The following is a 12,272-nucleotide window of genomic DNA, read 5'->3' as shown; positions in this document are numbered from 1 at the left end:
ACATCCGTGGCCTTGGCTTCCTCACTGCGCCCTGGGGCGCTCGCTCCGCTGATATCAGTGTGCGGACACCTATTCCTTGACCTGTCCGGGCAGATCCCAAATCTGCGCCCGGCCGCCGGCCAGGCTGGTGTCCAGGACCGGATGCAGGTCGAAAACGATGACCTCGTTCACCCCGACCCTGAGAAAGCTTTCCGGTACGAACAGGGTGCGCTGCGGCCCGACCGACCAATGGCGGCCGAGATTGTGGCCGTTCACCCAGGCGTAGCCTTTGCCCCAGCCGCGCATGTCCAGGAAGGTGTAGCCGGCCTCGTTGATCTCGAACGTGCCCCGATGGAACGCGGGGCCGTCGCCCATGCCGGCCTGAAACGCCAGACCGGCCAGGTCGTCCAGCGGTAGCCCCTCATGGGTCCAGCCCTGCAAGGGCTGGCCGTCCAGCGTCACCCCACCGATGAGGCCCTTCTGGTCCCGCCCAATGCGCTCGCCGTAATTGACGTGGCCCATGGTGTCGACCAGGATCTCCAGGCTGTCCCCGGCCTGGACGGACAGGGCGATTTCCCGTTCGTTCAGGCGCCGGTCCAGCACGCCGACGCGGCGCCCGTTGACCGACACCACGGCATAATCGCGGACCTCGCCAATGTGCAGGGTGCCTTTGGCGGCCTTGGTGAAGCGATGGCGATAGCGCATGAGGCCATGGCTTTGGCCCAGCGATTCCAGTGTCCGGGGGGCCGGCGCCGCCACCGGCTTGCCGAACAGGGGCGTGACCGCCGCCGTCTCGGTCAGCCGAAAGCGGGGAATTTCCAGCGCCTTCTGTGGCGCCGGCAGGGGGGCGAACCGCTCCGCCGGCAGATAGCGTTTCATCACCTCCAGCACCGCGCTGAATTTCGGCGTGGGGCGCCCGGCCTCATCGAACAGGGCGTCATAGTCGTAGCTGGAGATGTCGGGCTGATAGGTTTCGGTCTTGCGATCGAAGTTGGCACCGGCATCGAACCCGAACGACGTGCCGCCATGCGCCATGTAGAAGCTGACCGAGATCTGGCGGTCCAGCATCCATTTGAGGCTGTCGAGCAAGGGCGGCGCCGGCATCGCGGAATGCACCTCGCCGAAATGATCGAACCAGCCGCCCCAGAGTTCCGTGCAGATGCGCGGACCGGACGGCTTGAACGCGGCGTAGCGCTTGAACTCTTCCTCCGCCTTGTCCGTGGTGCCGAAATTGATGCCGTTGATCAGCGACGGCAGGGCGCCCTTCTCGATGACCGACGCGCCGTCCACCGTGTACAGCGCGCCGTCGAACCCCGCCGATCGGATCTGGTCGCGCACGGCTTCCATGTAGGCGCGGTCCTGCCCGAAGGAGCCGTACTCATTCTCCACCTGGGTCATCAGGACGGGGCCGCCCTTGTCGATCTCCAGGTGCGCGACCTCTTGCCCCAGCCGCTTCAGCCAGCGGCCGGAAAGCTGCATGTAGGTGGGATCCAGCGACCGCGCCTTGACGCTCTCGTCCGCGAACACCCAGGCCGGCAACGCGCCGCCATCCCATTCCGCGCAGGCATAGGGCCCGACGCGCAGCAGGACGTGCAGGCCCTCCTCCTGCGCCAGGGCCAGCCAGGCGGACAGATCCAGGTTGCCGGTGAAGTCATACTGGCCCGGCACCTTTTCATGGGCGTTCCAGAAGACATAGGCGCTGAGCGTGTTCAGCCCCAGGCTCTTCAGCTTGCGCAGGCGGTCGCGCCAGTCTGCACGGGCGATGCGGGGGTAGTGCAGCTCTCCGGCCAGGATCTGCAGGGGCTGGCCGTCCAGCAGGAAGTGGTCGCCGTTGGTGGTGAACCGGCTGCTGCCAGCCCGCGCGGCGGTGAAAGGGGCCATGGCGCCGGCGGTGAGGCCGGCGGCGCCGGCCAAGAAGGTTCTGCGGGGGATCATGGCTGTCCGGTTCGTGAGGTCCTGGGGCGGGGCCGTGTCAGGCGTTGGCATGCGTGTCCTACCGGCTCAGCGCAGGGGTGCGCGGAGCAGCGCCGGCTTGCGGGCCAGCAGGTCGATCATCAGCTCGCCGAACAGGGTGTTGGCCCAGGCGAACCAGGACCGCGTGAAATGGGTGGGGTCGTCCTGATCGAACGCCTCATGCATGAAGCCGGTACCGGCGTGCGTCGTCTTCAGCCAGCCCAGGCACTGCCGGATTTCGCCATCGTCATCGCTGGTCAGGGCACGGATGATGATGGCCATGGGCCAGATCATGCGCAGGCCCTCGTGCGGGCCGCCGACGCCTTCCCCGGCGGCGCCCTTGAAGAAATAGGGGTTGTCGTCGCTCCACACCCGCGCCCGGGTGCGGCGGTACAGGGGATCGTCGGCAGCGCAGCAGCCCAGGTAGGGCAGGCCCAGCAGGCTGGGCACGTTGGCATCGTCCATGAACAGGCGGTTGCCGAAGCCGTCGACCTCATAGGCCCAGATTTCCTGGCCGGCCGCGTCGGTCATGCGGCCATGGGCCCGCACCGCCGTTTCCACCTCCGCCGCCAGGGCCAGCGCGTCCTGGGCCAGCGCATCCTCCCCGCCCACGGCACGCCACAGGGGCGCCAGCAGCCGGAGGGCCGTGACCGCGAACAGGTTGCCGGGGATGTTGAACGCGTAAAGGCAGGCGTCGTCCGAGGGGCGGAACATGGCGTGGATCATGCCCACCTTGCGGGTGGGGAAGCCGTAGCCGTCCAGCGCCAGGGTTTCCGTCGGCGTCTCCGCCTTGCGCTGGAAGCGATAGGGGCCTGGGCCGTCCTTGCGCTGCTGCTGGCGGAAGGTGGCCACCACCAGGCGCATCGCCGCACGCCATTCCTCATCGAACGGCGTCACATCCCCGGTGGCCCGCCAATAGCCGTGGGCCAGGCGGATGGGATAGCACAGGCTGTCGATCTCCCACTTCCGCTCCGCCACACCGGGCTTCATCTCCGTCATGTCGTCCACCGCCCACTTGTTGGGGGTGGTGCCCTTGGGGTCCGGCAGGAAGGCGTTGGCGTAGGGGTCGATCAGGATGCAGCGCGCCTGGCGATGGATCAGGCCCTGGAACACCTGGCGCAATACGGCGTCGTTCTTGGCCAGCGGCAGGTAGGGCCACACCTGGGCGGAGCTGTCGCGCAGCCACAGGCATTCGATGTCGCCGGTGATGACGAAGCTGTCGGCCTTGCCGTCCAGCCGCCCCAGTTCCACCGTCGTGTCCAGGGTGTTGGGGAAGCAGTTCTCAAACAGCCAGGCCAGTTCCGGGTCGCCGATGGCCGCCTTCACCCGCGCCAGCTCGCGCTCCACCGCGGGGCTGGACACTTTGCGCTGGGCGGGCGGCGGGCGGCGGCTGGGCCGGGCTTCCGCCCGGGCCGGGATGGCCGGCAGGGCGCCGGCTAGCACCCCGCCGGCCAGGCCCAACATCGTGTCACGACGGCTGATCATCGCGCTTCCCTCATTTCGGCCCCGTTTATTTGGGCAGGGCCTGGCGGCCCTGGATGTCGACCGACTTCTCTAGCCCGGTGGTGAAGTCAGGCTGGCCGCCGCCGACGAAGACCTGATAGCGCCCCGCCTCCACCGCGCGGTTGCCGGCGGCGTCCACACCGCTCAGGTCACGCGGCTGCACCGCGAACGTCACCCGCTTGCTTTCCCCCGGTTCCAGATGGATGCGCTGGAAGCCGGCCAGCATGCGGCGCGGGGCCAGGGCACCGGCCGGCGGAGTGATGTAGAGCTGCACCACCTCATCCCCCGGATGGTCGCCCACGTTCCTGACCGTCGCGCTGGCCGCCAGGGGCTGCCCGGCGGTCAACTCGGCCGTGGACAGGGCCAGATCATCATAGGCGAAGCGGGTATAGCTGAGGCCGAAGCCGAAGGGATACAGCGGCGTCCCCTCGAAATAGCGATAGGTGCGGCCGGTCATGGCGTAATCCACGAACGCCGGCAGGTCGCGGACGGAGCGGTAGAAGGTCACCGGCAGGCGACCGGAGGGGTTGTTGCTGCCCGTCAGCGTCTCGGCGATGGCGCGGCCGCCCCGCTCACCCGGATACCAGGCGGCCAGAATGGCGTCGGCGTGGTCCTGCGCCCAGGGCAGCGCCACGGCGCTGCCCGACATCAGCACCACGACCAGGGGCTTGCCCGTCGCGGCCAATGCCTCCAGCAACTGGCGCTGCGGCAGGGGCAGGCCGATGTCGGTGCGGTCGCCGCCGTCGAAGCCCGGAACGGCGATGCCCAGTTCCTCGCCCTCCACGTCCGGCGACAGGCCGACGAAGGCGATGATGGCGCCGGCGCCCTTGGTGGCGGCCACGGCCTCCGCCCGCTGCACCTCCGCCGGGGCCAGCCACATCAGGCGCACGCCCTGGTCCTGGCCGCTATGCACCAGTTCCAGGCGCAGGCGATGGGGGCTGGTACCCTCGACGTGCAGGGGCACCATCAGATCGCTGTCCTTGCCGGTGCCGGGGTCGTCCAGCACCAGCCGGCCGTCCAGGTACAGGCGGATGGGATCATGCCCCCGGCAATCGAAGCAGCGGTCGACGCGCACGGCCAGGGTGTAGTCGCCGGGGCCCGGCGGCACCAGCAGGCCGGTCCAGCGCACGGCGTAGCGCCGCGCGTCCATCCCTGGCACCGGCGGCACCTTGTCCCAATCGAAATCGATGGTGCGGTCGGTGCGGGTCACCTGCGGTTCGCCGCTGAAGTCCAGGCTATCGAAGTAGTCACCGGTCAGGCCGGCTTCCGCCCCGCTGCCCGCTCCCGTGCGCAGCGCCGTTTCCGGCACCAGCACGGGCACCCCTTCGGCCAGGGCGGAGCCCTGGGCATAGCGGATGGTGCCGAGGCCGGGTGCCATGCGCAGCGCCGCCAGGGGCGTGTAGGCCTGAACCGCGGTACCGTGGTAGTTGGCCTCCAGCACGCCCAGCGCGTCGGCGTTGGGGCCCACCACGGCCAGGTTGGTTCCGGGCGCCAGCGGCAGCGCGTTGTTGCGGTTCTTCAGCAGCACGATGGACTTGCGCGCCGCCTCCAGCGCCAGGGCGCGGGCGTTCACGTCGTCGATACGCTCCGCGCCGATGTCGGCATAGGGATCGGTGGCGGCGAAGGCGCCCAGCCGGGCGCGGGCGGCCATGACGCGGCGGGCCGCCTGGTCCACCGCCCCTTCCGTCACCAGGCCCTGGCTGACGGCGGCGCCCAGGTCGGCATAGGCGTAGCGCCCGCCGCCACCGCAGTTGAGATCGGTGCCCGCCAACACGGCGGCAGCGGCCGAGGCGGCGTTGTCGGCGCGGTAATGGTGGAAGCGCGTCATGTCGTCCACGGCGTCGCAGTCCGACACGACGTAGCCCTTGAAGCCCCAATCCCGGCGCAGCCGGCCGTTCAGCAATTCCGGATCCGCGCAGACGGGGATGCCGTGCAGGGCGTTGTAGGCGCACATGATGGAGCCCACCTGCCCTTCCGTCACGGCGGCGCGGAAGGCCGGCAGGTAGGTCGCCTCCAGGTCATGGGGCGCCACGTCGATGTCGAAGGAATGCCGGCCCGCTTCCGGTCCGCTGTGCACGACAAAATGCTTGGCGGTGGCGATGGCCTTGGGATGGGCGGGATCCGGGCCCTGGATGCCCTGGATGAAGGCGACGCCCAGGCGTCCCGTCAGATAGGGGTCCTCGCCGTACGTCTCCTGCCCCCGGCCCCAGCGCGGATCGCGGAAGATGTTGATGTTGGGCGACCAGATGGTCAGGCCCTGGTAACGGTCGTGGTCCGCCTTGGCGCCGGCGGCCCCCCCTGCAACGTTGTACTTGGCCCGCGCCTCGGTGGAGACGGTATCACCCACCCGGCGCAGCAGGTCGGTGTCCCAGGTCGCGGCCAGCCCAATGGCCTGGGGAAAGACGGTGGCGTAGCCGGCACGGGCGACACCGTGCAGCCCCTCATTCCACCATTCATAGGCGGGCACGCCCAGGCGCGGTATGGCGGGGGCGGCACTTTGGATCTGGCCGATCTTCTCCGCCAGGGTCATGTGGTTGACCAGTGCGTCGGCATCGGACGGGGCGGCCCCGGTCTGGGACCAGGCGCCGGTGGGCAGGGCCAAAGCCAGCAACACCCCCCAAGCGGCCGCGCGGCCGCGCGCCAACCGCGCCCTCACGACCGGGGGCCCTTGGTGGCGCCGGCCAGCGAGCGCACGGACAGCGCCTGGCGCAGGGCCGCGATGTCGGCGGCGCTACGCACGGCCAGCGAGATCGTCTGGCCCGGCAACAGGTCAAAGGCGTTGTCCGACAGGCTGGCATCCCGGTCGCCGAACTCCACCCAGACGCCCCGGGCCAGGCGCTGCGCTTTGATCGTCAGGGTATAACCATCGGCGGCGGGCTGCAGGTCCGCGGTCAGCCCCGGATCCGCCAGGGCCAGGTCGATGGCGTCGGCGAAATAGACGATCTCACGCGACACCGGCTGGCCACCCTGCAGCAGTTCCACCACCGCAACGGTGCGGGCCGGATCGGCCCCCTTGAGCAGGGCGGCATCCTCGAAGGTGCCGACGTCCGTGCTGGACAGCGGCGCCAGGGTGACCGGCGTGGTCCGCTCCTGCCGCACGGTACCGTCCAGGTCCATGACCCGCAGGCGCCACTGCGCCGCCAGCGGCGCGGTCAGGTCTGACACCAGGTGGATGTCGGTCTTGCCGTTATGGCGCTGGGCCGCCGCCAGCAACGGGGCGTAGAAGCGGCGGGCATGGAACTGCAGCGCCTTCCACCGGCCGAAATAATCGATGCTGGACCAGGAGGCGCCCGGCCAGACGTCGTTCAGCTGCCAGTAGAGGGAGCCCATGCTGTGCGGGCGGGAGGCGCGCAGGTGTTCCGCCGCCATCTGGATGCCCTCCGCCTGCATCACCTGGCTGAGGTAGACGAAGGCGGCGAAGTCCTTGGGCTCGCCATAGTATTTGCGGATGTAGAACAGCAGGCGGTCATTGCCGTTGCCATTGGCGAACTTCTGGTGCGCCCGCATGACCGGCGAGTTCGGGCTGGCCAGGTCCTCGGCGTTGGCGAAGGCCCGGACGGTCCGCATCACGGGGAAGGATTGCAGGCCGTACTCGGACTGGAAGCGCGGCGTGGTGTCCAGGTAATCCTCCAGCGGGGCGGAACCGGACCACACCTTCCAGTAATGCTTGTCGCCGTCGTCCATGACATCGGCGGGGCCGTCGAAGTCGGTGCTGGGGGTACTGGCCCAATAGGGCACGCCGCCGGCATATTTGGTGACCACGCCACGCAGCACGTCACCAAACAGCACGGTCATGCCGGTGACGATGCGTTCCCGCTCCGCCGGCGCGATGCTGTCCTTGAACGTCTGGCGGTCGGGCCAGGATTCCCAGCCGGTTTGCACCTCGTTGTTGCCGCACCATAGGACGATGCTGGGGTGGTCGCGCAGGCGCTTCACCTGGTCCACCGCCTCGGCCCGGCTGCTTTCGCGGAAGGCCACGTCATAGGGGGTGATGGCGCCGCCGAACATGAAGTCCTGCCACACCATGATGCCCATCTCGTCCGCCAGGTCGTAGAAGGCGTCGTCCTGGTAGTGGCCGCCACCCCACATGCGCAGCATGTTCATGTTGGCGTCACGGGCGGATTGCAGCAGGGCGCGGGCGGCTTCGGCCGGCACCCGGCTGGGGAAGCTGTCCATGGGGATGAGGTTGGCGCCCTTGGCGAAAACGGGGATGCCGTTCACCACGAACTCGAAGCTCTTGCCCCACTGGTCAGGCGCACGGCGCAGTTCCACCTGGCGCAGGCCGGTGCGGCGCGCCGTGGTCGCCACCACCTCCGCCCCATCGCTGATCGTCGCCTTGAAGGTGTAGAGGTCGGGCGCACCATAGCCCACCGGATACCACAGGTGCGGATGATCGATGCGTAGCGGCAGGCTGACCTGGTTGGTGCCGGCGTCCAGCGTCACGTCCTGCGTCACGGCGGGAAGGGCCGTGCCGTCCGGCGCCGTGGGCGTCACGGTGATGCGCACACTGCCGGTATGGTCGGCGGTGATCTCGAACTCCGCCCGCACGCTGGCGGCGCTGGAGTCCACCCTTTGCTGGGCGATGTGGAAGTCTGCCAGGCGGGGGCCGTTCCAGGCCTCCAGCCGCACCGGCCGCCAGATGCCCAGGGTGACGTAGCGCGGGCCCCAGTCCCAGCCATACTGGTAATTAGCCTTGCGCACGTAATTCGACGTCTGCTTGCCCACGGGCTCGTCACCGAAGGCGCTGTCGAACTCACCCGGCAGGGCGTAGGGCTGCTTCAGCAGCCAGGGCTGCAGCTTGGCGATGGGGGAATGCAGCGCCACCGACAGGGTGTTCGCGCCGGGTTGCAGGGCCTGCTTCACCGGCACGCGCCAGCGGCGGAACATGTTGTCGGCCGACAACAGCGGTTTGCCGTTCAAGCTGACGTCGGCGAAGGTGTCCAGCCCCTCGAAAACCAGGTCCACATGGTCGTGGCGCAGCGTCGCCTCATCCACCGACAGGGTGGTGCGGTAGTCCCAATCGGCCAGGCCGATCCACTGCAGGCCGGCCTCGGCGTCACGATAGAACGGGTCGCCGATGCGGCCCAGGGCCAACAGGTCGGTCTGCACCGCGCCTGGCACGGTGGCGGCCCGCCACTGCGTCTCCCCCCATGGGCCTTGGCGGCCGGATCCTGCGGCGCTAGGCGGAAAGTCCAGCCCTGGTCCAGGTCGCGCGTCACCACCGCCGCCGACGCGAGGCCGGGCGCCGCCAGGGCCAATGCCAGGACCAATGCCAGGGACTGCGGGCGGTGAAGGGCACGGGACATGGGGAATTTCCTCTGATTCGGCATCAGCTTACTCATGGGGCGGCCCGCAGGCTGACGCTTCCTATGGCATATAGCGGACCTTGGATAGGTGCCGTGTACATCAGGCATAGGTCACGCTGCCCCGTGGTGGCGGGCAGGCGGGCGGTCAGGGGGAACTGCTGGGGTGCTGTCGCCGGGGACGGCAGCGGCACCGTCGCGGCGACCGGCCCGTCGCAGCCGTCCACGTGCACCACCAGTTCCCCGTTGGGGGTGTTGGCCGGATGGCTGCGCACCTTCACCGCGTCGTGGGCCAGGCCATAATTGCGCGCCAGGCGGGCCGCGTTCACCGTCAGGGTGGTGACGCCGTCCAGGCGGGCCTTGGGATAGACCCAGCAGGCGTCGAACAGGTTGACGTTGAACACGGGGCCCTTGGTCGTGGCGTCGGGCGTCAGCGGGATGCGCAGGCCCATTTCCCCCTGCGGGCAGGCCTGAAGCTCTCCACTTTGCCGGGTGCGCAGCGCCTCGGCCGTCAGGTCATAGCGGCGGGGGGCGGCCAGCACCTGGCCGGCGTCGCTGAACACCATGGCGTTCAGGGTGGCCGGCAGGGTCAGGTGCAACGGCGCCTCATAGCGGGTCGAGGCGCTGGTCGGCGTGCTGCCGTCCGTGGTGTAGCGGATGGTGCCCACACCCGCCTGGTTGGACAGGGCCACCGTGGCCGTGCCGGCGGCGAGCGCCGCGTTGGCGCCGCCCTCCACGGTGAAGTCGACGGCGAAGGCGCTGTCGGCGGCGTCCACGCCCAGGTGGCGATAGCGGGCGAGCTGCGCCGGCAGCCGATCCAGGAAGCCCCGCCAGTCGCGTTTGTCCTTCGGGGACCACAGGCCTTCAGCGAGGGCGTCGATGCGGGGATAGACGGCGTGGGTCACATGCCACGGCGTCATCATGTATTCGGTCCAGACGTTGGCCTGGCCGCCCAGCACATGATGGGCCTGTTCGGCGCTCAGTTCCGCCGGCATGGCGTCGTAGGCGTAGATGTCGGACAGGGTGACGATGGCCAGGCGCCCCGCCGGTTCGTCATCGCGGCGGCTTTGCAGGCTGTCCAGGTACAGGGTGGGGGCCGGCGACAGGATCACGTCATGGTCCATGCGCGCGGCGTCCACCGCCCCCTTGATGCCCCGCCAGGACATGATGGTGGCCGTGGGCGGGATACCGCCCTCCAGGATCTCGTCCCAGCCGATCATGCGCCGGCCGTGGGCCGCCAGATATTGGCCAACCCGTTCGATGAACCAGGTTTGCAGGGCGTTCTCATCCTTCAGGCCTAGCGTGCGCATGCGCGCCTGGACCTTGGGCGAAGACTTCCACTCGTCCTTCAGCGCCTCATCACCACCGACATGGATGTAGGTGGAGGGGAACAGGGCCATCACCTCGTCCAGCACGGTCTGGATGAAAGTGAAGCTGGGCTCATCGACATTGAACAGGTAGGGGTTCACCCCCCAGTCCACCGCCACGGCGGGCCGGGCGCCGGTGACGCCGATCTTGGGGTAGGAGGCCATGACCGCCTGGGCGTGGCCGGGCATGTCGATCTCGGGCACGATGGTGATGTGCCGGGCGGCGGCATAGGCGACCAGGTCGCGGATCTGGTCCTGGGTATAGAACCCGCCATAGGGCGTCGTGGATTGTCCGGAAACGACGCTGGGCGGTGTGCGCCAGGCGCCGACCTTGGTCAGTTCCGGGTAATGCTTGATCTCCAGCCGCCAGCCTTGGTCATCGGTGAGATGAAGGTGCAGGCGGTTCAGCTTGTGCGCCGCCATCTGGTCAATCAGAGCCTTGACGCTGTCCAGCGGCTGGAAGTGACGGGCCACGTCCAGCATCATGCCGCGCCAGGAAAAGCGCGGCCAGTCACGGATTTCCTGCGCCGCTATGGTCACCGGTCCCTGGTCCGCCCCGGGTGCGGCCTCCGGCGTCAGCAGTTGGGCCAGGGACATGGCACCATAATAGAGACCGGCCTCATCCCGGGCGGTGATGTGGGCACCGCTGGGCGTCACCTCCAGGGTGTAGCCTTCCGCCTGCGTCACCGGCGCATCGGCCTGAAGGGCCAGGGTGATGGCGGCCCCCTGGCGGCCCTCCCGCACCATCAGGTCCAGCCCGCGCACGCGGCGGACCAGATCGGCCAGTTGCAGGGCGGCGAACCGGGCCTGGGCGTCGCCGGCGGGAACGGCGATGACCGCCCCCGCCGACAGGGTGAAGGTGCCCTGCCCTGGATTGACTTGGGCCGCGAGGGGAATCAAGGGCGGCGGTGCCGCTTCCGCGGCGGATGCCATCAAGGGTGCGGCCCCTTGGGCGCCCAGAGCAACACCCAAGGCCATGGCCAGGACCGCCGTCGTGGTCCGCTTCCCCAGTCCCCTCACACCCATCCCCTTTCGTGCGTCAGCGCTGCGACTTGGGCAACTCGTCCCAAACCTTGGGATCTTCAGACCCCAGGACCCAGGAGCAGAAGCCTTCCAGACCGTATTCCTTCACCAGGGCATAGCGGTCGTGGAAGCTGCGGGCTTCGGGCATGAACACCCATTCCCGCATCTGGTCGCGGTAGAAGTAATAGAAAGCCTCGTGCTCCACCGGATCCCACTGGATCTGCGCGCCATACTGCTTGGCCTGCGGGATGGACTCATCAGCATCGAAATAGGCGCCGGCGATGTTGGACGCCTCGGTCCCGTCCGGCTTCACCGGATTGTCGGTGTACCAGCGGTAACCGTAGAGCGGGATGCCCAGAGACAGCTTTTCCTTGGGAATGAACTGCAGCGCGTACTTCAGGTGCTCCATGACCCAAGGCATGCCGGCGACGGGGCCGGGCACGGTCCAGCGGGTGTGCTCGTCATAGGTCATCAGGCAGAACAGGTCGACGGCGTCGCCGATGGCCTTGTAGTCGAACGCGCCGCGCCAGAATTCCCACATCCATTTGGAGAAGGGGCCGCGGCCGGCATGGCCCGGCGCGTTGGGCACGACGGCGATGGACAGCTTCAGGCCGGCGCCGTGCAGGGCGGTCGCCGTCTGCTTGATCAGCAGGGTGAAGGCGTCGCGGTCGGTCCAGGCGATATTCTCGAAATCGAACTGATAGCCGATCAGGCCGTGTTCCTTGGCCTGCTGCAACAGCGAGGCGATCATGGCCTTCTTGGCCGTCTCGCTGGTGATCAGCTCATGGAACTTCTGCTTGTCCACCGGCGAGATGATGGGCATCACCGGCACCTTGTTCTCGTGCGCCAGCTTCAGCACATAGGGGTTGGGCTGCCCATACACCAGGCCGTTCTGGTCGACGCCGTACCAGGTGGGAACCAGCAGGTCGATCTTGTCGATGTGCTGCTCGAACGAGTTAATCGATTTCTGGGTTTCCATCATATAGAACAGCGCCGTCGGCGCCTTAGCCCCAGTGGCTGCCCCAGCGGCGAGCGCCACGGAAGACGTGCAGGCCATCGCCATCATGGACAGGCCGACGGCCAGCGTTCCCAACAGACGTTTCATGAAATCTCCTTGATCAGCTTCGCGGCCGGGGATCAGCCT

Annotated in this window: 6 protein-coding genes; all 6 read right to left on the bottom strand. The window is 68.5% G+C overall.

All coding sequences use genetic code 11. The features are described 5' to 3' along the window. Positions 1 to 69: 69 nt before the first annotated feature. Positions 70 to 1,914: a glycoside hydrolase family 35 protein gene (locus UCD39_RS26760; protein ID WP_330498662.1), complete on the bottom strand. Its 1,845-nt coding sequence runs from the start codon at positions 1,912 to 1,914 to the stop codon at positions 70 to 72. Positions 1,915 to 1,980: 66 nt separating this feature from the next. Next, positions 1,981 to 3,417, bottom strand: a complete 1,437-nt coding sequence (locus UCD39_RS26755; RefSeq protein WP_330498661.1) for a glycoside hydrolase family 125 protein — start codon at positions 3,415 to 3,417, stop codon at positions 1,981 to 1,983. Positions 3,418 to 3,442: 25 nt separating this feature from the next. After that, on the bottom strand, positions 3,443 to 6,091 hold the full coding sequence (locus UCD39_RS26750) for a glycoside hydrolase family 3 protein (RefSeq protein ID WP_330498660.1): 2,649 nt from the start codon (positions 6,089 to 6,091) through the stop codon (positions 3,443 to 3,445). Continuing rightward, positions 6,088 to 8,556 carry a beta-mannosidase gene (locus UCD39_RS26745; RefSeq protein ID WP_330498659.1) on the bottom strand — a complete coding sequence of 823 codons (2,469 nt, stop codon included), beginning with the start codon at positions 8,554 to 8,556 and terminating at the stop codon, positions 6,088 to 6,090. Before UCD39_RS26745 ends, UCD39_RS26750 begins: the two co-directional genes overlap by 4 nt. 217 nt (positions 8,557 to 8,773) lie before the next feature. Further along, positions 8,774 to 11,038: a family 20 glycosylhydrolase gene (locus UCD39_RS26740; protein ID WP_330498947.1), complete on the bottom strand. Its 2,265-nt coding sequence runs from the start codon at positions 11,036 to 11,038 to the stop codon at positions 8,774 to 8,776. A gap of 106 nt (positions 11,039 to 11,144) precedes the next feature. Further along, entirely contained in the window at positions 11,145 to 12,233 is a 1,089-nt protein-coding gene (locus UCD39_RS26735; RefSeq protein ID WP_330498658.1) for a glycosyl hydrolase family 18 protein, read from the bottom strand. Between the last annotated feature and the right edge of the window lie 39 nt (positions 12,234 to 12,272).

Source organism: Nitrospirillum karajorum (assembly GCF_036348415.1).
In the GTDB taxonomy this organism is placed as follows: domain Bacteria; phylum Pseudomonadota; class Alphaproteobacteria; order Azospirillales; family Azospirillaceae; genus Nitrospirillum; species Nitrospirillum amazonense_B.
Note: the sequence above shows the minus strand (reverse complement) of the source record. Positions and strands in the feature narration are given on the sequence as shown.